This is a genomic window from Thalassobellus citreus (genome assembly GCF_044385915.1).
Lineage (GTDB): Bacteria > Bacteroidota > Bacteroidia > Flavobacteriales > Flavobacteriaceae > Thalassobellus > Thalassobellus citreus.
In genome coordinates this window covers 288,827-313,904 of the sequence record NZ_JBISCC010000122.1, presented here as the reverse complement: position 1 = coordinate 313,904, position 25,078 = coordinate 288,827, and the positions used below count along the sequence as shown (strand labels likewise).

Sequence of the window (25,078 nt, the reverse complement as noted above, 5' to 3'; positions counted from 1 at the left end):
GCTTGTTCTGTACCCACAGGTTATGTACCTGATAATACAGATTGTGATGATACCAATGCCACGGTGTACCCGAATGCCCCAGAACTTTGTGATGGTCTTGATAACAATTGCGACGGACAAATAGATGAAGGTGTAATGATTACGTTTTATGCCGATACCGATGGAGATGGTTATGGTGATGCTTCAAATACCGTACAAGCTTGTGCTGCGCCAACGGGTTATGTGCCTGATAATACCGATTGCGATGATGCAAATGCCACAGTGTACTCGAATGCGCCAGAACTTTGCGATGGTCTTGACAACAATTGTGACGGACAAATAGATGAAGGTGTAAAGACTACATTTTATGCCGATACCGATAGCGATGGTTTTGGGGATGCTTCAAATACCGTACAAGCCTGTACTGCACCAACGGGTTATGTACCAGATAATACCGATTGTGATGATACGAATGCTAATCTTAACCCAAATGCGATTGAAGTTTGCGATGGTATAGATAACAATTGTGACGGACAGATAGATGAAGGAGTCATAACTACCTTTTATGCTGATACTGATGGTGATGGCTTTGGGGGCGCAGCAACAAACATTCAAGCTTGTTCGGCTCCTGCTGGTTATGTGCCAAATAATACAGATTGCGACGATACCAATGCGAATATAAACCCTAATGCGACTGAAATTTGTGACGGTATAGATAATAACTGCGATGGACAAATAGACGAGGGCGTAACCACTACTTATTACGCAGATACTGATGGAGATGGTTTTGGTGATAGTCTCAGTAGTACTCAAGCCTGTTCTTTGCCAATAGGATACGTAACCAATGACACCGACTGTAATGATGCTAATGCTACAGTTTACCCAGGTGCACCAGAACTTTGTGATGGACTTGATAATAACTGTGATGGTATCATTCCAGAACCACAAGTTCAAGATTTAATTGACCAAACGGTGTTTACAAGTTTTACCTTTCCAACTATTAATGGTTCAAATTTGTCAGGAAATGAAGCTTATTATACAGAATCTTTGGGAGTAGGAACAGTATATTATGCTGGTGATAGCATTAGTTTTGAGGATTTTACTTCATATCCTATAACATTCTATATTTATGATAGCGAAAGTTCAGGATGTACATCAGAGGAGAATTTTATGCTCACTATAATACTACCACTACCATGTACAAGCTTAAATAACCCTTTGCAAGGCGCAACAGATGTGCTTAATGATACAGATTTGTCGTGGGATGCTGTTTTAGATGCAACAGGTTATACCATAACAGTTGGAACAGGTCCAGGAAGAACCGATATTGTAAATGCTTTAGACGTAGGTGATGTTTTAAGTTATAATTTACCAAAAAACCTTCCTTACCGAACAGAAATATATGTAAGCATTGTTCCTTATAATAATGTTCAAATAGCTATGGGATGTGCAGAAGAAAGTTTTACAACAGAAAGACCTCAAACACCTCCTCAGTTTTTTACTCCCAATAACGATGGTAGCAATGATAATTGGGTGGTGCCTAATCGCTTGAATAATATAAGTTCCATAACTATATATGATCGTTATGGAAAGTTAATTAAAGAAGTAGGTGATTTGCAATCAGGATGGGATGGAACTTATAAAAACAAACCATTACCTACAAGTGATTATTGGTATCTTATTTTATATAATGATGGTAGAACGTTAAAAGGGCATTTTACCCTAAAACGATAAGTAAATAGCTGTTTATGAAAATAAAAAATATATTACTAGCAGTAGGTTTATTGGTAAGTTCTGTTAGTGTTTCACAAGAAGGATTGCCTATTTATACAGATTACTTAACCGATAATTACTATTTAATTCATCCCTCAATGGCGGGAGTTGCAACTTGTTCTAAAGTTAGGATCACAAGTAGACAACAATGGTTTGGGCATGAAGACGCCCCTAAGCTTTCAACATTAAGCTTAAATGGTAGGATCACTGATTCGCCTTCTGCATTTGGTGGTATTGTATATACTGATAAAAATGGATACCACTCTCAAACAGGTGCTTATGCTACCTATGCGCACCATCTTATGTTTTCAAGAAATGAGGTCGATTTAAATATGTTGTCTTTTGGGTTAAGTGTAGGGTTTATTCAATATAAGTTAGATGAAACATCGTTTCCGTTAGATGGTCTAGATCCTATTATTGGAGGAGTTGTACAAAACGAAACCAATTTTAATATGGATTTTGGGTTTTCCTATCACTTTCTAGATTATTATGCACATGCTACGGTGAAGAATTTGTTAAAGAACTCTGGTGTTAATAATGATATTGAAATTACTAGTAATTTAAGACGCTATTTGTTAATGGTTGGTGGTGTTTTTGGAAGATTGAATGAAGGTTTAAGTTACGAGCCTTCTGTTATGTTTATGTATAAAGATGGTACCAGTGAAGCATCAATAGATATTAATATGAAAGTTTATAAAGCAATGGCATTTGGTAAACTTTGGGGAGGACTTTCATACCGACAAAGTTTTGATGGTGCCGAATATTTAGATGGATCTGGTATTGGTAGTCAAAAATTACAGCTTCTTTCTCCAATTATAGGTGTTAATTATAAAGAGTTTATGGTAGCATATAATTATACCTATCAGTCTAATTCGTTAGTGTTTACTAATAGTGGGTTTCATCAAATTTCATTAGGCTATAATTTCAATTGCAGAAAAGTACGTTACAGTTGTATGTGTCCTGCTGTGAATTAATAAAACTAAAGCAATTTATTATTAAAAAGAAACTAAGCATTATTTTAATATAACGCTAAGTTAAAACTAAAATTAGTGTTCAATAATTTAAAGTACTATAAATATTTTATGATAACTAGAATCCCCTTTTTTATTTTTATCAATAAACGGTTCAATTTGTATGTTGAAATGAAAAAAAATACCTAAAAATAGGTATTGTATGTTTGGTCTTAGTATCGCAACTTGTAATTGCTATTAATTAGTTCTTAAGGAGGACTTTAAAATAAGTGTCTAGGTTTATTTTTTCTAGGCACTTTTTTGTTGGTTTTTTTAAATGAGTTCTAATGAGCGTTCTAAAGCCATGCCTCTTGAGCCTTTTATTAAAAAAGAAGTATTCTTAATTAGAGAAGGGGCAAAACATTCTTTAAAGGCGTCAAAAGAGTTAAACTTATCTGTTTTTTTAGAATTAAGGTTTGATTTATAAAAATTCTCCCCAACAAAAATGATTTTATCTATATTTAAAGAAATAGCTAAGTCTACAATGTTTTGATGTTCTTTTTCTGCTTCATTCCCAAGTTCGAACATATCACCTAGTATAGCTATTTTATTACCATCTTGTTTTTCAAAATTAAGTAAAGCAGCTCGCATGCTTGTTGGGTTTGCATTATAGGCGTCTAAAATGATTTTATTAGAATTTTTTTCAATGATTTGAGATCGATTATTGGTAGGGATATAGTTTGAAATAGCTGATTTAATTTGGTTGTCTTCAACTTTAAAATAATTACCAATAGTTATTGCAACAGCTATATTGTTAAAGTTATATTCTCCAATAAGTTGACTTTGTATATTCAGATTATTGTAGCTTAGGCTAACAAAAGGTTTAGCGTTTACTAAATTTATAACAACATCACTTTTTGTTTCATCATTGCCAAATCTGATTCTATTACCTGTTTTTGTTTTTTCAATTTGGATGGAATCATTAGCGTTTACGAATATGGTTTTGTTGTTATTTATTAAATAATCATACATTTCGCTTTTGCCTTTTATAACGCCTTCAATGCCTCCAAAACCTTCTAGGTGTGCTTTTCCAAAGTTTGTTATTAATCCATAATCAGGTTGTGCTATGTTGCATAGAAATTCAATCTCTTTTTGGTGGTTAGCTCCCATTTCAATAATACCTATTTCTGTAGATTTATTCATAGATAATAGAGTTAATGGTACACCAATGTGGTTATTTAAATTACCTAAAGTAGCTGTTGTATTAAATTTTTGAGATATTACAGCGTTAATGAGTTCTTTGGTTGTTGTTTTTCCATTACTACCTGTAAGTGCAATAATGGGTGTTTTTAGGTGGTTTCTATGGAAAGAAGCTAATTCTTGAAGAGTTTCAAGAACATTGTCTACTAAAATAGTCTTTGGAGACGTGTTAAATGCAGCTTCATCTACTATTGCATATTTAGCACCATTATCTAGTGCTTTTTTAGCATAGGTATTTCCGTTAAAATTATCGCCTTTAAGGGCGAAAAACAGATCGTTTTCCTGAATTTTTCTGGTATCAGTACAAACGCTGTTACATTGTAAAAATAATGTGTGTATGTCTTTAATTTCCAATTATGAGATTTTAAATTAAAATTAAATGTATAAAAAAAGTCCTAACTAATTGTTAGGACTTTTAATTTATTATGAAAAAACTTATCTAGTTTTTTGTTTTTTGCTTTGCTTTACTTTTTGACCCTACACGAGACATAGCACATCTAAAGCCGATGTAATCTGTAGCCATATCTTGTGGGAAGTAACGTCTTTGAGCAGGATCTAACCAATACTCTCTGTCTTTCCATGAACCACCTTTGTAAACTCTAACTTCATCATTAATTAAAGACGTTCTATTGTTTTCTTTGTCATATTCTCTAATAATATTTCCTAAAGAATCTCTAGTAATTTTATGCTTAGGAGAATTGTACATTTTTCTTGTGTCTGATTCTTTTGTTTCTCCATCTATTTCTTCATCATCGTTAAAATCTTCATAATAACGAGAAGAACGTTTATCTCCGTCTCTAAAGTTTATTTCGTTGCTCTTATCAAAGTTAGTACGTAAATAAGTTTCGTTTTCATCAACAGGAACTTGTAATATTTCACCAGGTAAGTTTCTTGCAACAACTTTTCCATTAGATAATGTATCGTAAACAATATTATCTAATGTAACTATTTTTACACTGCCATCTTCATTAATGGCGTTTTTGGTATAAACATTACCACGGTAGTAGTTAAAGTCGTTAAACTCATCGTCTATAATAGGTCTGTAAACATCAGCAACCCATTCGGCTACATTACCAGCCATATCATATAATCCAAAGTCGTTAGGTTCGTATGATTTAACAGCATTTGTAATATCTGCTCCGTCATCAGACCATCCTGCGATTCCACCATAATCACCTTTTCCTTGTTTGAAATTAGCTTTTTGGTCACCTTTTGTTTTACGTTTTCCAGAACGTGTATATTGTCCATCCCATGGGTATTTTTTACGCCCACGGTATAAATTATAACTTCTTATTTCACTTAATCCTAAAGCGGCATATTCCCATTCAGCTTCAGTTGGTAGTCTATATTTTGGAGAAATTATTCCAGTTTCACGAGTAGCATAAATTCCAGTTTCATTGCCGTCAGCGTCAGTTTGAACATTTCTTCTTCCACGAGTTTCACCATTAATAACTTCTTCGTTTCCTCCGTAAGTTAATGTTGGAGCATTAATATAAGTATCTGTACTAAAGTTAGAGTCGGCATTTACATCTAGTATTTTTGCATCGCGCTTTAAGTAGCCTGCTTTTTCTAAATTATATTCATTTACACGGTCAGAACGCCAGTTAGCGAACTCAACTGCTTGAATCCAACTTACACCAACTACTGGATATTCTCCATAGGCAGGATGACGTAAATAGTTGTCTGTCATAACTTCGTTAAATCCTAAACGGTTTCTCCAAACAAGTGTGTCTGGTAAAGCACCATGATAAATGGCTCTAAAATTTTCGTCAGATGGAGGATAAACTCTTTTTATCCAATCTAAATACTCCATGTACATGGCATTTGTAACTTCAGTTTCATCCATATAGAAAGATTGAACGTGTTGCTGATTTGGACTGTTATTCCAATCATGCATTACATCATCTTGTACACGTCCTTTAGTGAAGGTTCCTCCTTCAACAAAGACTAAGCCAGGAGATGTTTCCTGTTCTTTGAAATCTGAATTGTATTGAAAACCGCCTTCTCTGGAGTTTATTTGCCAACCTGTAGCTCTAGAGCTATTGTTTGAACTCGAAGATTTTTTACAACTAGTTGAGACTAACGTTAAAGTCAAAACAAACAAAATCTTGAATGCTACTACTTTTTTCATATCCATACTTTTAAGTAAGCTAATAATATTTTTGGAGCTGCAATATAAGAATTAAACCTAACAACGCAAGCTATTTTTTGCATTTTAACCAAAAAAAAGTGTATTTCACCTTGTTTTTCATGTATTACAACGATGATTTAGCTGTTTTCAATCGTTCTTTTGTGACTTATTAACGCATGTTTTACAAATTTATTATTGTATTTTTGATGCTGTTTTTAAAATTGTTGTTTTTAATTAATAATAACAGGCTTTTAATGACGTTATTTTAGCAATGAAAGAAAAATTATTACTATTATTTTTGGTTAGCAGTTTTGCTGTGTTTTCTCAGCAAAAAAAATATGTGCTTACTTGGGAGCAGTCTCAGGTAATTTCTGCCGGGACATATACTATCGAAATACCATCTTTTGATAAAAAGAATTTAAGCTATGATTTTGATTCAGGTTTAAAGTTTGTTGATCAATGGGAGATTTCTAGTGTTATAAACGAATCTTCAGTTACTATTAGTAATGTGGCTTATGCTTCTATTTCTAAATCTGATTTAAAGGATTTGAATATCAATAACATTCCAAATAGCTTACAATTCAGCTTAAATAATTCTAGGGCTAGAAATAAATTATTTGCTTTTTTTCAACTATCTCCAATTATTAAGGGAGAAAATGGCGTTTATAAAAAGATTATATCATTTCAATTAAATTATAGTCTTGGTGCAAATACGTTGTCAGCAGTTAAAAAAACAAATAAAACTAAAATTGTAAGTAATTCTGTGTTGAATTCTGGTGAATGGTATAAATTTTATGTAGATACTACTGGGGTTTTTAAGTTGTCTCGAAGTTTTTTACAACGTTTAGGTGTTAATGTTAATAATGTAGATCCTAGAAACATTAAGTTGTATGGAAATGGAGGGCGTATGATTCCATATTCTAATTCGGTTTCCTATCCTATAGATGTTCAAGAAAATGCAATAAAATTTATTGGAGAGGAAGATGGGGTTTTTGATGCACAAGATTATATCTTGTTTTATGCTCAAGGACCAAAAGAATTTAATGCAGAAAGTAATACCAATATTAATTGTTATACAGATAAAACGTATTATTTTATTAATGTTAGTTCTGGTTCAGGTAAACGAATTCAGCCATTTTCTCAGCCAACGGGAACTATAGATTTAGTTATTGATACTTATGAAAGTTATAAGTATCATGAAATTGATAAATATAATATCGCCTTTTTAGGAAGACGCTGGTTTGGGGAGCGATTTGATGTAGATTCTAATAAGAAATTCGAGTTTGACTTTCCTGATTTAGTAACATCAGAACCTATAAACTTAAAAGTTTATGTGGCAACAGCTTCTGCTACAGTAACTTCAATGGAGCTTTTGGTAAATGGTAATTCAATCACTACACTATCTATAGCAGCTGTATTAAGTCCCAGTTTGGCAAGAGAAAGAGCTTTTGTTGGAGATATTAATGTGAATTCATCATTAGTATCTGTAGAGCTTAATTATAATAATCAAGGAAATCCAAGTGCATTAGGTTATTTAGATTATATATCTGTTAAAGGAACTAGCATGTTAAATTTTCGCGAAAAACAGTTTCAGTTTGAAAACAGTATTGTAGCTTCTAGCTCTGGTATAGGACAATATAATATTTCAAATGCTTCTCAAGTTTCTGAGGTTTGGGATGTAACAGATATTTACAATGTTTCAAATTTCGAAAATGAAGGTTCAGCTTCAAATCTTAGTTTTACTTCGCAATTAGGAGTTTTAAAAACCTATGTAGCAATAACGCCATCAGATTATTATGAGCCTCAGTTTGATTCTAATACAATTGTAAATAATCAGAATATAAAAGGTACAGTTTTTATTAATGAAGAAGGTGAGTTTCAGGATGTAGATTATATAATAGTGTCGCCAAATAGTTTATTGAGTCAAGCGGAACGTTTAGCAGAAATTAATAGAAAGCAGTATGGCTTAAATGTGAAAGTTTTTGGTTTAGATGAAATTTATAATGAGTTTAGTACAGGGAATCAAGATGTAGGTGCAATCAGAAATATGGTTAAATATGTTTATGATAATGCAAGTGTACCAGAAAATAGAATAAAATATCTATGTTTATTTGGAGATGGTTCTTTTGATTATAAAGATAGAATTCAGAATAATACCAATATTGTTCCTTCATGGTACTCTTATGGAAGCTTTAATTTAACTAATTCATATGTTTCTGATGATTTTTACGGTATGATGGATGATAATGAAGGAACAATGACTACAAGTAATAAATTAGATATTGCAGTAGGACGTATGTTAGTTGATTCTCCTCAGCAAGCTAAAGAAATGGTTGATAAAGTTGAGTCCTACTATTCAAAAGAGGCATTAGGAAGTTGGCGAAATAATTTTGTGGTAGTCTCTGATGATGTTGATAAAGATTGGGAAGGTATATTGCAAGAAACTACAGATAATGTAGGTAACTTGGTGGCTCAGGAAAAATCATTTATGAATGTGGTAAAGATACATTCAGATGCATTTAAACAAGAATCATCAGCAGGTGGAAACAGGTATCCAAAAGTAAATGCAGAACTAGCAAATGCTATCGATAATGGTGCTTTAGTCGTTAATTATTTTGGTCATGGTGGAGAAGATGGTTTGGCGCAAGAGCGTATTTTGTTAAAACCAGATGTTCAGGGATTAAGGAATTTTTATAAGTTGAATTGTTTTGTAACAGTAACTTGTGAGTTTACAAAATTTGATAATCCGTTTAGGCAAACAGCAGGAGAGTTTACTTATTGGAATAAGCAAGCAGGAGCTATAGGTTTGATTACAACTACCAGACAGATTTTTGTGAATTTTGCGATTACTTTTAACAATACCTTGGGGCAATATTTGTTTTCCTATAGTGATAATGATACATATGAAGATTATGAGTATCCTTCAATGGCAGAAGCTTTAATGCTAACAAAAAACGATCCGTTTATTTCATCTAATTCCCAAAGGCGATTAGTGTTTTTTATTGGAGATCCAGCGATGAAACTTGCGATTTCAAAACCAAATATCAGATTAACAAAAATTAATGATGTGCCAATTACACAAAGTAAAGATACTTTAAAAGCATTAAGTTATGTTAAATTAGCAGGAGAGGTAACTGATGTTTCTGGGAATGTATTAAATAATTATACTGGTACGCTTTCTACAACTATTTACGATAAATCTATTGATAGACAAACTTTAGCAAATGATGGTACGCGTTTAAATGGGCAGTTAGTTAAGTTAGATTTTAAAACGCTTGGAGAAATTATTTTTAGAGGACAAGCGTCAGTTAATAATGGGCAATTCGAATTCGATTTTGTTGTACCTAAAGATATAGGGATTCCTGTTGGATTTGGTAAAGTAAGTTTTTATGCTAAAAACGAAGAGTTACTTCAAGATACATCTGGAGCAAGTGTTGGAACTGTTAAAATTGGCGGCATAAATGAAAATGCAGCCGAAGATAATATAGGGCCAGTGATTACTTTGTATATGAACGATGAGAATTTTGTTTCAGGAGGTATAACAAACGAATCACCGACATTACTTGCTAAGATGGAAGATGAAAATGGTATAAATACAGCAAGTGGTATAGGTCATGATATTGTAGCAATAATTGATGGAGATGAAACAAATCCAATAGTTTTAAATGATTATTACCAAACAGAAGTTGATGATTATAAAAAAGGAGTTTTAAGTTTTCCTTTTAGAGATTTAGAGCCAGGTCTTCATACTTTAACATTAAAAGCATGGGATGTTTATAATAATTCTTCAGTGTCTGAAATTCAGTTTGTTGTCTATGATAAAGATCAAGAATTGGTTATAAATAATGTGCTTAATTATCCAAATCCGTTCGTAAATTATACAGAATTTTGGTTTAATCACAATAGTTCGGAGCCTTTAGACGTTTCTATACAGATATTCACTGTTTCTGGAAAATTGGTTAGAACACTAAATGGTCAAACAAAAGGAGGTCTAATAACTACAAGTTCCTTGTCGAGAGATATTGTTTGGGATGGTAGAGACGATTTTGGAGATAAAATAGGAAAAGGAGTTTATATTTATAAACTTAAAGTGTATTCAAGCTTTTTAAATAAAAAAGTAGAAAAAATAGAGAAACTTGTAATATTATAAAAACAATTATATTTGCTAAATAAAACTAATTCATGAAAAACCAATTATTGCTATTAATAGCATTTGCTTTTGTACTAAAAGTAAATGCCCAAGAAACTATTATTTTTCCTAATCAAGATAGAAGAGTTATAACAACAGGTGTTCCTTTTGTTTTAATTGCTCCAGATGCTCGTGCAGCAGCTTTAGGAGATATGGGTGTTGCTACTTCTGTAGATGCCTTTTCTCAACAATGGAACTCTTCCAAATATGTCTTTTCAGAAACCAAATCTGGTATAGGTGTTAGTTATACACCGTATTTGAGTAAGTTGGTAAATGATATTTTTTTAGGAAATGTTACTTATTTTAATCGAATTGATGATCGTAGTGCTTTTGCCTTAAGTTTAAAATATTTTTCTTTAGGTGATATAGAATTTGTTACAGATGAATTTTCGGAAGCTTTAATTCAAAGACCAAACGAATTAACTCTTGATGCTTCATATGCTTTACGCCTCTCTGATCAATTTGCTATGTCTGTAGCAATGCGTTATTTACGTTCAAATTTAAGGCTTAACGGAGTTGATGGTGATGCAACGCCTGCTAATACTTTTGGAGTTGATATTTCAGGGTATTATCAAAGTGAAGAAGAAGCTTATTCAGATTTTAATGGTCGTTGGAGAGCAGGTTTTGCAATTCAAAATATAGGTCCAAAATTTAAATATGACGAAGGTGGACAAGAAAATTTTCAGCCAACAAACTTGCGTTTAGGAGCTGGTTTCGATTTTATATTTGATAATTATAATAAAATAGCAGTTACTGCAGAAATAGCTAAACTATTAGTACCTACTCCACCTGTTTATGGTTATGTTGATACTGATGGAGATGAAAATCAAGATGGAGATGAGCCAACAATTATTGTTAGCGGAAAAGATCCAGATGTAAGTTTTTTATCAGGAATGTTTCAGTCGTTTGGTGATGCGCCAGATGGTTTTAGTGAAGAATTAAAAGAATTTACTTGGGCACTTAGTGCGGAGTATGTATATCAAGATTCGTTTGCCTTTAGAGCAGGATATTTTAACGAAAGTGAAGATAAGGGTGCTAGAAAATTTTTAGCATTAGGGGCTGGGTTTAAGGCTAACGTGGTTAATATAGATTTATCATATTTATTTTCTGCATCAAAAGTGCAAAGTCCATTAGAAAACACCTTACGTTTTTCTTTAACGTTTAATATTGGAGACGGTGAATATAACGAATACTAGAAATGATTAAATAAAGAAGTTTCAAAAAACTATTGCTATTAGCAATAGTTTTTTTGTTTAAAATAGTTTCTTAACTTTATTAATATTAATAATTTATGAAGGAAGTAAAAATAGAATCTATATTATATGTTTTCGAAAACTTAGAAGAGCTTTCAGAAGATGTGAGTATGTTAATGCAAAAAGCTGTTGAAGCTAGAGAGAAAGCCTATGCGCCTTATTCTAAATTTTATGTTGGTGCCGCATTGCTTTTAGATAACGGAGAAATAGTTACAGGAAACAATCAGGAAAACGCATCATATCCATCTGGTTTATGTGCAGAGCGTACGGCTATTTATTATGCAGGTTCTCAGTATCCAGAAGCTATAGTTTTGAGAATGGCAATTTCAGCAGCCTCAAAAAGGCAAACAACTACAGCGCCTATTCCCCCTTGCGGTGCTTGTAGGCAAGCTATAGCAGAATATGAAGTTAAACAAGAAGCACCTATAGAAATTTATTTTATGGGAGAGAAGGGGAAAATCGTTAAATCTAGGTCGCTTGCAAATTTATTACCTTTAGTATTTGATAAATCGGTATTGTAAAAATCTTAAATAATTCATGGTTTTTACAAAATGTAATCGATTAAAATTTTCAAAACAATAGTAATTATTGTAAAAAATTATTAAATACATAATCTTGTGTATAAACTGCTTTTTTTTTGATATTTTTTATACTTTAATTAATTTAGGTTTTCGCAATAACGTTCAAAGTATTACTTTTGTGGTTCGCTTAAGTAAAACCTATATATTAGTCGATGCAAAAAATCACAAAAGAGGTTTACCTCAAATGGTATGAAGATATGTTATTCTGGAGAAAGTTTGAAGACAAACTAGCTGCCGTATACATACAACAAAAAGTAAGAGGATTTCTTCACTTATATAACGGTCAGGAAGCTGTATTAGCAGGAGCTTTACATGCTATGGACTTGACTAAAGATAAGATGATTACAGCTTATAGAAATCACGTGCAACCAATAGGGATGGGTGTAGACCCTAAACGTGTTATGGCTGAACTTTATGGAAAAGTAACAGGAACCTCTAAAGGAATGGGTGGTTCTATGCATATTTTTTCAAAAGAGCATCGTTTTTATGGTGGTCATGGTATCGTAGGAGGACAAATTCCTTTAGGAGCAGGTATTGCTTTTGGAGATAAATTTCATGGAGTAGATGGTGTAACATTATGTTGCTTTGGTGACGGTGCTGCAAGACAAGGGTCTTTACATGAGACTTTTAATTTAGCTATGCTTTGGAATCTTCCCGTTGTATTTGTTTGTGAAAACAATGGATATGCCATGGGAACTTCTGTAGAACGTACAGCAAACCATACTGAAATTTGGAAGTTAGGTTTAGGTTATAATATGCCTTGTGGTCCAGTTGATGGTATGAATCCTATTAAAGTTGCCGAGGCTTTTGATGAAGCAATTCAACGTGCACGTACAGGTGGAGGGCCAACTTTCTTAGAACTTAAAACGTATCGTTATAGAGGACATTCAATGAGTGATGCTCAACATTATAGAACGAAAAATGAAGTTGAAGAGTACAAAAAAATTGATCCAATTACACAAGTAAAAGATGTGATTCTTGATAAGAAATATGCTTCTGAAGATGATATTAAAGTAATTGATAAACGCGTAAAAGAAAGAGTTGCAGAATGTGAGAAATTTGCAGAGGAATCTCCTTTCCCACCTAAACAACAACTTTACGATATGGTTTACGAACAAGAAGATTTCCCATTTATACAACATAAAATATAAGCTATGGCTATAGTAGTAAATATGCCGCGTTTAAGCGACACAATGGAAGAAGGAACTGTTGCAGCTTGGTTAAAGAAAGTTGGAGACAAGATTGAAGAAGGTGATATTTTAGCTGAAATTGAAACAGATAAAGCAACTATGGAGTTTGAGTCTTTCAATGAAGGAACTTTGCTTCATATTGGTGTTCAAGAAGGTGAAACAACTAAAGTAGATGAGCTTTTAGCCATTATTGGTGATGAAGGTGAAGATATTTCTGCTTTATTAAATGGAGGAGCTAGCGCTTCCGCGGAAGCGAAAGAAGAAGTTGCAGAACCTGCTAAAGAAGTTGAAGAAAAAAGTACTGATACACCAGCTCAAGAATTACCTGAAGGTGTTATAGTTGTTACAATGCCACGTTTAAGTGATACCATGGAAGAAGGTACGGTTGCAACATGGCTTAAAAAAGTTGGAGATAATGTAGATGAAGGTGACATTCTAGCTGAAATTGAAACTGACAAGGCTACTATGGAGTTTGAGTCATTTCAATCTGGAACTTTATTAGAAATAGGATTACAAGAAGGAGAATCGGCAAAAGTAGATGCATTATTAGCTATAATTGGACCTGCAGGAACAGATGTTTCTGGAGTTGCAGCTAATTTTTCTAGTGTACCTACTAAAAAAGAGGAAGCTCCTAAAGTTGAAACAAAACAAGAAGCACCGAAAGCAGCTCCTGTAGCTGCTCCAAAAGCAAGTGCTCCAGCACCAACACCAGTTACAGCTAATGGTGGACGATTATTTGTATCGCCTTTAGCAAAAAAGATAGCTGAAGAAAAAGGAATTAACTTAACTCAAGTTCAAGGTTCTGGTGAAAATGGACGAATAGTAAAAAGTGATGTTGAGAATTTTGTTCCTGTGCAAGCAGGAGGAGCGTCAGTTGGTAAATTTGTACCAACAGGACAAGAAGATTTTGAAGATGTAACTAATTCGCAAATGCGTAAAGCTATTGCTAAAGCATTAACAAACTCTAAATTCACAGCACCACACTATTATTTAAGTGTTGAGTTTGATATGGAAAATGCCATAGCATTCCGTACACAATTTAATACGGTTCCTGATACTAAAATATCTTATAACGATATTGTTGTTAAGGCATGTGCTTTAGCATTAAAACAACATCCACAAGTAAATTCACAATGGTTTGCAGATAAAATGCGTTTAAATAACCATGTGCATATTGGTGTTGCAGTAGCTGTTCCAGACGGCTTAGTAGTACCAGTAGTAAAATTTGCAAACGAGCAATCGTTACAACAAATTGGTGCAGAAGTTAGAGATTTAGCAGGTAAAGCTAAAAATAAAAAACTAACTCCTGCAGAAATGGAAGGTAGTACATTTACAGTTTCTAACTTAGGTATGTTTGGTATAGATACATTTACATCTATTATTAACCAACCTAATTCAGCAATTCTTTCTGTTGGAAATATTGTTGAAAAACCAGTGGTTAAAAACGGACAAATAGTTGTTGGTAATACCATGAAATTGTCTTTAGCTTGTGATCACAGAACTGTTGACGGAGCAACAGGAGCTCAATTCCTTCAAACATTAAAGGGATATATTGAGAATCCAGTGACAATGTTAGTATAATAAACCCCTGCTTATTCAGGAATTTTATAATATAAACCTGTTTCATTCATTTGAAGCAGGTTTTTTTTATCTTTAAATTTTTAAAATCATTAGATGAGTAAAAATATTATAATTACAGGAACAAGTAGAGGTATAGGTTTTGAGTTAGTTCAGCTTTTCTCAAAAGCAGGGCATAACGTTTTAGCGCTTTCGCGGAATGAAAAGCCTATTGAAAATTTGAAATTAGATAATGTTACCACATTTTCTTTTGATTTAGCTAATAGTAGTAATTATACTAAAGTTGAAGAATTTATAAATCAAAATTGGAAACAAGTAGATGTTTTGATTAATAATGCAGGTATGTTGGTGAATAAGCCTTTTGCTGAAATTACAATGGATGATTTTGAAGCGGTTTATAAAACAAATGTATTTGGAGTTGCCGAGTTAACTCGTATTGTATTGCCTTTTATGAAAGAGAAAAGTCATGTAGTCACTATAAGCTCTATGGGCGGTGTTCAAGGTAGTATGAAATTCCCTGGTTTAGCAGCATATAGTTCTAGTAAAGCGGCAGTGATTACTTTAACCGAATTACTAGCAGAAGAATATAAAGATTCTAATGTGTCATTTAATGTATTAGCTCTAGGTGCTGTTCAAACTGAAATGTTGGAAGAAGCCTTTCCAGGTTATAAAGCACCAACCACTGCTTTAGAAATGGCACAGTATATTTTTGATTTTTCTCTAAATGGGAATAAATATTATAATGGAAAAATGCTACAGGTTTCTAGTTCTACGCCTTAAAAAGTTTATAGTTGTTTTTCAGTCTTAAATAATAGAAAAAAACAAATAGTTTAAATGCTTTTTCTATTTTAGCTAAATGAAGAGTATTCTTTCGTTTTTATTTTTTTTATTTAGCCTTTGTTTAACTGCTCAAATAACTTTAACACATAATGTTGGAAATACTCCTATAGATACAGGTATGCCTTCTTGTGAAGAAGATGAAGCATGGGCACGCGTGTTTTCTCTTTCTGAATTTGGTATATCTAGCGCAGAGCAATTTATTATAAAATCAGGCCAAGTTGCTATTAGCAAATCTTATGATGGAGCTTCTGTAGGAATTAGTGTTTATAGAATAGATTCAAATTTCCCGGATTCTAATCCTGTTTATTTGGGAGGTGGTGGGTATAAAAGAATACCTAAACTAAATGGGCTTCCGCAAATTTTCAATATTGATTTCGCTTATCCTATTGTTGTTCCTGCTGGAGTTGAAAGAATATTAGTTGTAGCAGGTAAAAGTGTGGATTATTATAATCCAAATTCAGCACAAATAGTTATTGCGGGAACACAAGAAGATAATGCAGATTCTTGGTATTACGGATGTAGAGAATATTATAAATATACAAAAACTACAAATCTTAATAACCCAGTTCACAATGCTAATTTTTATATAAATGTAACAGGAGAGGTATTAGACAAATCAATCTCTGGTTCACAAACAACATTAACTCATAATTTATGTGGTCGACCAATTTGGATAAATCAGTTTGGTCGTACAGGAGGGAGTATCAAATATTCAAGAACTTTTGTTCTAGAAGATTTTGGAGTTACAAATAATGAGGAATTTATAATTAACAATGGACAAGTAGCCTTTTCAGGAATAGGAGCCTGGGATGTTAGAATACAATTCAATATATATAAAATTGATTCGGATTTTCCAACTTCATTTTCTATTCTTGATTTAATAGGCAGTAGTCAGGTTATAAGTCTACCTTCTCATAGTGACCGAATTAATCCAATAACATTTAATATCGATTTTGAAAATCCAGTAATTGTTTCAAAAGATGTAAATCGTATACTTATAGAAGTATTTCATTTACCTAGTTCTGGTTATTCTGCATCATTTATAGCAGGGACCGAGTTTGGTAATGATGTTTCATGGTTAAGTAATGGGCTTTTTGCACCATATCAATCTGTAAACTTAAATTATTACATAAATGTAACGGGAAACGTCAATCACGTTACAAATAATTTTGAAATGAATATTTCAAACATTTGTTCTGAGTTTTTAAAAGAATTTAGTGTAGAAAAAGAGGAAGATGTAGCTTCTGTAGTATGGAATTTTGGAGATCCTGCTTCAGGTATAGATAATACATCTACAGATATATCACCTTTTCACGATTTTTCAGTAGATGGAGCATATACAATTACTGCAACCGTTACAGGTAAAGATGGAAGTGTTGAGGTTTTAACTGAAACCATTGATGTTAAAGAACCTCCAAATGTATATGGCATTGATAATATATATGCTTGTGAAGATAATTTTAGTACAGGGTATTCTTCATCTTTTAATGTAGCTACAGTTGAACAACAAATTCTAGGAGGTCAAACAGATAAGGTGGTTAAATATATTGATGGTTCTGGTAATGAATATGATAATTTACCTAATCCATTTACTAATTCAGTAAAAAATAGAGAGACTATTACAGTTCGGGTTGCTCACAGTAATAATCCATGTTGCTATTCTGAAACCAGTTTTGATTTAATTGTAAATCCTATGCCTGATTTAACGAGTGTTGATAATTTAACTCTGTGTGATGACGATTTAGATGGCTTTGTAACCTTTAATTTGCAACAAATAGAAGCTGATATTATTGGAGTAGAAACTAATTTGGAAGTTGATTTTTACTACGAAAATGGGCAGCAAATACAAGAGCCTTTAGATGCAATTAATAATTCAATTGTTAATGAAGAAACAATTACTATACGTGTTATTAATACTGATACAGATTGTTATAATGAAACAATATTTAAATTAATTGTGAGTCCATTGCCAGTAGCAAATATTTTAACACCATTAATAGGATGTGATGACAATAATGATGGAATTTCTGAATATTTTGATACTTCAAATGTTGAATCGGAAGTGTTGGCGAATCAAACTGGAATGGACGTATCTTATTTTAATTCTAGTGGAAATTTATTACCAACCCCATTACCTACCCCTTATACAAATTCAATTGTAAATCAAGAAACAATTACAGTTAGAGTAACAAACTTTTTAACGACCTGTTATGCAGAAACGCAGTTGGTTTTAAATACAGCTTCACAGCCTCAAATTAGTAAACCAGAAGCACTTTATAGTTGTGATTTGGGAGGTGGTTTTTCAAACTTTGATACTTCTGATATTGAATTTGAAATTATTGGTAGTCAGAATGATTTAGATGTTATGTATTTTGATGCTAATGGAATAGAATTGTCTAGTCCATTACCTACTTCTTTTCAAAATACTGAAGCATGGAATCAAACAATTTTTGTAAGAGTTGAAAATGAATTGAATAGTTTATGTTATAATGAAACAAGTTTTGATTTGGTTGTAAATGAATTGCCTAAGGTAGAAATTGATGAAACTTATTTTTTATGTAATCTAGAGCCTTTTCAATATGTTAGTGTAGAAAATGAATTTGATAATTATGTATGGGAATATCAGGATGGTAGCATAGTTTCAAATACTTACGAAGCTAAATTAGTGAATGCTGGAGATTATATACTTACAGTTGGTGAAAATAAAAATGGTATTTATTGTGAAAATAGTTTCAATTTTGAATTAATACGTTCTGTTTTGCCAAAGATTACAGATGTTAAATACAAAGAATTGTCAGATGATAATTATATAGAGATTATCGCTTTAGGTGATGGAGATTTTGAATATTCTATAGATGGAAAAAACTATCAGAGTAGTCCTGTTTTTGAAAATATTTTAGGAGGTGTTTATACAGTATTAGTAAGAGATAAAATGGGATGTGGCGAAGACTCTTATGAAGTAACAGTAATTGATTACCCGAAATATTTTACACCGAATAATGATGGTATAAATGATTCATGGCAAATAAAAGGTATAACAAAATATCCTAATGCAATAATTTATATCTATGATAGGTATGGAAAACTTTTAAAACAAATTAACCCTAATAGTCATGGTTGGGACGGTACTTTTGTCGGAAGGAATATGGCATCTGATGATTATTGGTTTTCTGTAGAATTAGACGAAAATACTAAATTCAATGGTCATTTTTCTTTAAAGAGATAGTCTGTTAATAAATACAGTTTTGCTTTATGTATTTTAATTAAGTTAAAAAAAGAATAGTCTTGAAAAAACAAGACTATTCTTTTTTATGTTATTTTAAATCTATTCCTTAATAATAATTTTATTTACTACACCTTGATTAGTATAGGCTTTTATTAAATAGCTGCCTTTGCTTAAGTGACTCATATCTATTGTTTCAATATGGTCTTCTATCTTTTTAACAAAAACACCTAATAAACTATAAATCTCAACTTTTTCTATTTTAGATTTTGAAGAAAGGTGTAACGTATTTGTAACTGGGTTTGGATGTAGTATTAGTTTTGTTGCTTTCAAATTATCAAGACCTAACGAATTTGTTACACTCATATAATAAAGATTGGCAGTAACATCTTTAGTAATTACATAAGAATCAGCTGCTATTGTAAGAGAGAGAAGTCCGTTACTAATATTGTGGCTTGTTCCATTAATTTTAATTGCTCCAGAAAAACCTTCGTTAAAAACCAGTGTTAATGTTGACTCACTTGTAGTTGTGAACGAAATATTTGTAATTGATTCAATTTTTAAACATTGTGTTAAAGTAAGTCCGTTATAGTTTACGGTCCCTTTTGATGTTGATAGGTTTCCTGTAATAGAATAGAAAGTGCTATTCATTCCAGATTCAGTAAAATCATGTATTCGGTCGCCTGTGACTACTACACCTACTGTAATGGTTCCATATTGAGTTACCGGTGTTCCTGCAGTTCCAGATGTAGTAACTGAATATGAAATAGTCTCTGTTGGTATTCCCGAAATAGTGATTGTTTTATTTGGAATATCTTTTATCGAACTTAGCCCAGATCCAATCAAGTCTGAAATATTAGCATCTGTTGCATCACCACCCCAAGTAAATATAATAGAATCAATTGCATTTCCCTCTTGTACAGTTTGATCGTTATTTGTCGTAGTAATTGTTAATGTTTGGCTACTAGGTGGTTCACTTTCTCCTTGTACACAAAGAAGACCTGTTGTATAGCTCGTAAGCGCCGTTTTAAGTGCTGCATTTACAGCATAAGACGCATCATCGTTAGGTTGGTCAAAAGTCCAATCAAAATCACCTCCATTCATTCGTCCTGCATATTGCATTACATTGTTCTTTGCCTCTTCAGGACTGTCTGGAGTATAAGTATACATGACTGAAGAATCGGTGTCAAAATTATTATATGTATTTGAGCCAAAAGCAGAAGTTATACTACTGTTAATCGTTTCATTTCTTGTTGAAGCAACATACGCATCAAAATCTACAGTCGAATTAGGGAACCCAGTATCTCCATAAGGTACAAATCGTCTTGCCCCTTCAATATAATTACCAAAAGCTTTTATAGTACCACCATTTTCTTTTGAAAAAGTTGGATTGTCATTATAATCATTTGTTCCGCTATTTTCATCATATACATCAGAACCTTGCATTGAGGTAAGAATAGGATATTTACAATTACGGAAATAATTGTTTTCTACAAAAACAGAAGAACCTAATGTAGATCCTACACCATATTTAGAATTACCATCATAATAGTTGTTATAAACGTGAGCAGAATAGAAACGTACTCTTGGGTGACGAGAATCAGAGTGGTCATACCAGTTATGGTGGTATGTTATATACAAATCAGGAACGTTGCCTTCGCTAAGTCCGAGAAGATTAGATTTTCCAGAATCCCAGAAGTGATTATATGAAAACGTAACATAGGTTGATTTTTTACAATCTAAAGCACCGTCTCCTTTAGATTGATCGGAATCGCCTCCAGCATTACCATAAAAGAAATCGACATTATGAACCCAAACATGATCGTTGTTTTGTTGCAACCCAATATTATCTCCTTCATCACTGTCGCAATTCATGGTGCCAATATTACGAATTTCAATATTCGATGCATTTTTAACTCTAATTCCCCATCCATCAGCTACGGCATCATCACCTACACCTTCAAGTGTAATAGAGCCGTTTATGTTATTGCTGTTCTCTAAGACAATATCACCTTTACTCATATAGGCTAAATCTGTTATCTGACCAATAAGTCTTATAATAAGAGGTCTGTTATCTTTCCCTTTTTTAAAACCTTCTAAAATGGTTTCTAAACCAATGCATGGGTTAGCATTGGCACCAGTAACAGTAAGTTCAATTGTGTCTTTAGATTCTTCAGTTATATATAATATTACAGCGTTAGATTTAGGTGTACCATCTAAATTGTATGCACCAGGTATTCTACCTTTACTAAAAGCAAAGCCAGTTCTGTCATGTGCTAAGACTGAAATAGCATCTGTGACGCTAGGAGTTCCTTCAGTGCCTCCAATAACTGGTGTTACAGATATACTATAGGATCCAGCTTTAAGTCCTAATATGTCTGCACGAAAATAACCTTCATAGCAACGAATAAGCTGAGAGTCTATTTTTTGATTTGTTATACCTTCTCCTGTATAATATACGTTGTAACTTTCGGCTCCAGTAACTGGTTGCCATTTTACATAAGCAGTTTCTAACCAGCTTCCAGAATCATTAATTGTAACAGTTTGAGCTAAGGCAATAACTGAGACTAATAAGAAAAATGTTGAAAATGTTAATTTTTTTAGCATCTTATTTTTGGGTTTTTTAGTTTATTGTATAATTATATATCCATTACAATAGTTAAAATAAAAATGTAATCGATTGCATAAAAATATACAAATTATTATTATTATTAATAGAAATTTTAGTAAAACGATATGAATATGTATTTGAACGATAAAAGTTACAAGTTGTAATTGTTTGTTAAGTAGTTTTTTGTTATAATTAATTGTTTTTTTTAGTGATTTTTAACGAATATGAAAGATAATTATTAACGATTAGAATGTTTTCTTTATAATAATGAAGTATTTTTGTTTTAATGGAAAGCACGTTAGAAAGTTTTATCTCATCCAAAGCAATACCTCAAATTTTAAAATTATTAGAGCATGATAATTTGGTTGTTAAAATTAAGAACGAAAGAAAAACACGTCATGGTGATTATAAGCAGTTACCAAATAATAAGCATCAAATAACTATAAATTCAAATTTAAATGAATATAGATTTTTAATAACTCTTATTCATGAAATAGCTCATTTCGAAGCTTATAAATTTTTTGGCAGATCTATAAAGCCACACGGTATAGAATGGAAAAGAACATTTCAGCACTTAATGTTGCCATTTTTAAACCCCGAAATTTTTCCAAACCATATATTACCTCTTCTCGCTAAACATTTTAAAAACCCAAAGGCATCTAGCGATTCTGATGCACCATTGGCCTTAGCATTAAAGCAATTTGACGAACCCAATGGTAAAACTTATATTTTTGAAGTACCTTTAGGTCATACTTTTAAATTATATAACAGTAAAATATTTATAAGAGGAGAAAAAAGAACAAAACGTTTTGAATGTGTTGAAGTAGCATCAGGCAAAATATACCTTTTTAATCCAAACGCAGAAGTTGAATTAATCAATAATAACAATGAATAAAAATTATTATGCCATACTAATGGCAGGTGGAGTTGGTTCAAGATTTTGGCCAGTTAGCACACAGGATTTTCCTAAGCAGTTCCATGATATGTTAGGAACAGGAGACACGTTAATTCAGAAAACGTTTAAAAGACTTACGCATTTAATTCCAAAGGAAAATATTTTTATATTAACTAATGAGCGTTATAATGATTTAGTTCTAGAACAGCTACCAGAGGTAGAACAAAGGCAAGTAGTTTTAGAACCTGCTATGCGAAATACAGCACCATGTATATTATATGCATCTTTAAAAATTCAAAAAGAAAATCCGGATGCAGTAATGATAGTCGCGCCAAGTGATCATTGGATTGAAGATGAAGTTACGTTTTCAAAAAATGTACAACAAGCTTTTGATTTTTGTTCTGAAAACAACGCATTGATGACACTTGGTATTCAACCAACATTTCCTAATACGGGTTATGGTTATATTGAGTATGACAAGCAATCGTCTGATGCTATAAAAGCTGTAAATCAATTTAGAGAAAAACCAGATTATGATACTGCGAAATTATTTATTGAACAGGGGAATTTTTTATGGAATGCTGGTATTTTTATGTGGAGTGTTAAAACTGTAGTTGATGTTTTTAAAAAGAATCAACCCGACTTATATGCGTTATTTGAATCTGGTATTAGTTCTTATAATACAAGTTTAGAAGCAGATTTTATAAAAGAAAATTATCCTAAGGCAGAAAATATTTCGGTAGATTATGCAATAATGGAAACTTCAAAAAATGTTTATGTAATTGCTGCAGAATTTGATTGGAACGATTTAGGTACTTGGGGCAGTTTATATGATAAATTAGATAAAGATGAAAACGGAAATGCTGTTGTTAATTCAAGAACATTAACCGAGGATGCTGCGGGTAATATGATACGCACCAAAGGTGATAAAATTGTAGTTGTTGATGGTTTGAATGATTATATTATTGTTGATAAAGATGAGGTGTTATTAATCTATCCAAAAACAAAAGAGCAAGATATTAAAAAAGTACTTCAAAAAGTTAAAGATAAATTTGGAGAGCATTACGGTTAGATTATAAGTATTTGTCGTTAAAATGTTTTTAGGAGGATTTACCTAAATTAATTTATATTAGTGTTTTAGAGGCAACAATTATATTATGGAAGAAAGTAAGTTTAGTTTTTCAGAAGAAGAAAAAAAGGAAGCTTCAGTTGAACAATCAAAAGAAGCAGTAAAACAAGATGCTAAAGGACTTTTTCAGAGTTTAAAGCAGTTTTTAAGTGAACTTCTAGATTTTAGAGATGATACAGATAGAGATGCAACTATAACAGCTATAAAAGACGATATTTCTTTTAAAGGCGCAACAGCTTGGATTTTAATATGTTCTATTTTTGTCGCTTCTGTCGGTTTAAATGCAGATTCTACAGCAGTAGTAATTGGAGCCATGTTAATTTCTCCTTTAATGGGGCCAATCTTAGGGATTGGAATGTCCATTGCCATTAATGATATAGACACTTTAAGAAAATCGCTCATAAACTTAGCAACCATGATAGTGCTAAGTTTATTAACGGCATATTTGTTTTTTGAATTTTTTCCTCTAGGAAGTCAAGAAACTTCTGAATTGTTGGGTCGAGTAAAACCAGATATTCGAGATGTGTTAATAGCCTTTTTTGGTGGTTTGGCATTAATTATAGCACGTACTAAAAAAGGAACTATTGCTTCAGTTATTTTTGGAGTGGCTATTGCTACAGCTTTAATGCCTCCGTTATGTACAGCTGGTTATGGTTTAGCAAATGGAAATTGGGGGTATTTTTTAGGAGCCATGAATTTGTTTACTATTAATACCATATTTATTGCTTTAGCTACATTTATTGTGCTAAAAGTTCTTAGGTTTCCAATGCTTAAGTATGCCAATTCTGCTAAGAGAAGACGTATAGCAAGATTTGCAGGTTTGGTAGCTTTTTTAGTAATGATTTATCCAACGATTACTTTTTTAAGAGTATTAAAAAATAGTGGTTTTGAAAATGATTATAACAATTTTATAGCATATGAAATTAAATCTAATAATGAACTTTGGCTTCAAAATGGAACACTAAACACAGAAGATAAAAAAATTACACTTTACTTTAATGGAGAAATTACTGAAGCTACGGAAACTGATTTGCGCAATGAATTAAAAGGCTATGATAAGATTAGTGATTTTAGTTTAGATATAAGTGGAAATAAGAATAGAAGCTTTGATAAAATTTCTGATGCTTATGATAGGGCTATTTCAGAACTTGATAAAAAAGACAATGTGATTTCTGGATTGCAAAAAGAAATAAGCGAATTACAGGAAAATATATTGGGGCTTAATAAGCAACTAGAAGCTCATAATACTTCTGGAGGAATTGCTTTTTCTGCCTTAGCAAAAGATGCTAAAATAAGGTTTAACGATTTAGAATATTTTGGATATGCTAAAATGTTAGAATCAAATGATTTTATTAAAGTAGATACATTAACAATCGCTAATGTAAAATGGAAAACGTCATTGAATGATAGTATTGTTTCGGTTAAAGAAGGGGAATTAATATTGTGGTTGAAACAAGAACTAAAAACTGAAAAAATAAGAGTGAAGAGAAATTAAT

At 32.1% G+C, this 25,078-nt stretch carries 15 protein-coding genes; 12 read left to right on the top strand and 3 right to left on the bottom strand.

Annotation, left to right across the window (positions count from 1 at the left end):
* On the top strand, window positions 1–1,713 hold a 1,713-nt coding region (locus ACH5TX_RS08930), incomplete at its 5' end, for a MopE-related protein (RefSeq protein WP_439339157.1).
* Between the two features lie 14 nt (window positions 1,714–1,727).
* Complete coding sequence (locus ACH5TX_RS08925; protein WP_439339156.1) at window positions 1,728–2,726, top strand: PorP/SprF family type IX secretion system membrane protein; 999 nt, start codon at window positions 1,728–1,730, stop codon at window positions 2,724–2,726.
* Window positions 2,727–3,035: 309 nt separating this feature from the next.
* On the opposite strand, the gene ACH5TX_RS08920 is transcribed toward ACH5TX_RS08925, so the two are convergent.
* Complete coding sequence (locus ACH5TX_RS08920) at window positions 3,036–4,316, bottom strand: UDP-N-acetylmuramoyl-tripeptide--D-alanyl-D-alanine ligase (protein WP_439339155.1); 1,281 nt, start codon at window positions 4,314–4,316, stop codon at window positions 3,036–3,038.
* A gap of 85 nt (window positions 4,317–4,401) precedes the next feature.
* Window positions 4,402–6,099, bottom strand: coding sequence for a gliding motility lipoprotein GldJ (gldJ, locus tag ACH5TX_RS08915; RefSeq protein ID WP_439339154.1), 1,698 nt, complete (start codon window positions 6,097–6,099; stop codon window positions 4,402–4,404).
* A gap of 265 nt (window positions 6,100–6,364) precedes the next feature.
* Between gldJ and porU the strand changes: the two genes are divergently transcribed.
* From porU to ACH5TX_RS08880, 7 genes are all read left to right on the top strand, one after another.
* Window positions 6,365–10,243, top strand: coding sequence for a type IX secretion system sortase PorU (gene porU, locus ACH5TX_RS08910; protein ID WP_439339153.1), 3,879 nt, complete (start codon window positions 6,365–6,367; stop codon window positions 10,241–10,243).
* Between the two features lie 32 nt (window positions 10,244–10,275).
* On the top strand, window positions 10,276–11,478 hold the full coding sequence (gene porV / locus ACH5TX_RS08905) for a type IX secretion system outer membrane channel protein PorV (protein WP_439339152.1): 1,203 nt from the start codon (window positions 10,276–10,278) through the stop codon (window positions 11,476–11,478).
* 95 nt (window positions 11,479–11,573) lie between these two features.
* Window positions 11,574–12,056: a cytidine deaminase gene (gene cdd / locus ACH5TX_RS08900; RefSeq protein WP_439339151.1), complete on the top strand. Its 483-nt coding sequence runs from the start codon at window positions 11,574–11,576 to the stop codon at window positions 12,054–12,056.
* Window positions 12,057–12,268: 212 nt separating this feature from the next.
* On the top strand, window positions 12,269–13,267 hold the full coding sequence (gene pdhA, locus ACH5TX_RS08895) for a pyruvate dehydrogenase (acetyl-transferring) E1 component subunit alpha (RefSeq protein WP_439339150.1): 999 nt from the start codon (window positions 12,269–12,271) through the stop codon (window positions 13,265–13,267).
* Between the two features lie 3 nt (window positions 13,268–13,270).
* Entirely contained in the window at window positions 13,271–14,887 is a 1,617-nt protein-coding gene (locus ACH5TX_RS08890; RefSeq protein ID WP_439339149.1) for a pyruvate dehydrogenase complex dihydrolipoamide acetyltransferase, read from the top strand.
* A gap of 93 nt (window positions 14,888–14,980) precedes the next feature.
* Window positions 14,981–15,664: an SDR family NAD(P)-dependent oxidoreductase gene (locus tag ACH5TX_RS08885; protein ID WP_439339148.1), complete on the top strand. Its 684-nt coding sequence runs from the start codon at window positions 14,981–14,983 to the stop codon at window positions 15,662–15,664.
* 76 nt (window positions 15,665–15,740) lie between these two features.
* Window positions 15,741–18,950, top strand: a complete 3,210-nt coding sequence (locus ACH5TX_RS08880; protein WP_439339147.1) for an FIDD domain-containing protein — start codon at window positions 15,741–15,743, stop codon at window positions 18,948–18,950.
* Window positions 18,951–19,049: 99 nt separating this feature from the next.
* Here ACH5TX_RS08880 and ACH5TX_RS08875 read toward each other — a convergent pair whose 3' ends face one another.
* Window positions 19,050–21,554 carry a pectate lyase family protein gene (locus ACH5TX_RS08875; RefSeq protein WP_439339146.1) on the bottom strand — a complete coding sequence of 835 codons (2,505 nt, stop codon included), beginning with the start codon at window positions 21,552–21,554 and terminating at the stop codon, window positions 19,050–19,052.
* A 290-nt stretch (window positions 21,555–21,844) separates the two neighbouring features.
* On the opposite strand from ACH5TX_RS08875, the gene ACH5TX_RS08870 reads away from it, so the two are divergent.
* The 3 genes from ACH5TX_RS08870 (at window position 21,845) to ACH5TX_RS08860 (ending at window position 25,077) form a co-directional block, all read left to right on the top strand.
* Window positions 21,845–22,453, top strand: a complete 609-nt coding sequence (locus ACH5TX_RS08870) for a SprT-like domain-containing protein (RefSeq protein ID WP_439339145.1) — start codon at window positions 21,845–21,847, stop codon at window positions 22,451–22,453.
* Window positions 22,446–23,525, top strand: a complete 1,080-nt coding sequence (locus tag ACH5TX_RS08865; RefSeq protein WP_439339144.1) for a mannose-1-phosphate guanylyltransferase — start codon at window positions 22,446–22,448, stop codon at window positions 23,523–23,525. The genes ACH5TX_RS08870 and ACH5TX_RS08865 overlap by 8 nt, the downstream gene beginning before the upstream one ends.
* Before the next feature lie 85 nt (window positions 23,526–23,610).
* Window positions 23,611–25,077 (top strand): DUF389 domain-containing protein, encoded by a 1,467-nt coding sequence (locus ACH5TX_RS08860; protein WP_439339143.1) that lies wholly within the window; start codon window positions 23,611–23,613, stop codon window positions 25,075–25,077.
* Window position 25,078: the final 1 nt, after the last annotated feature.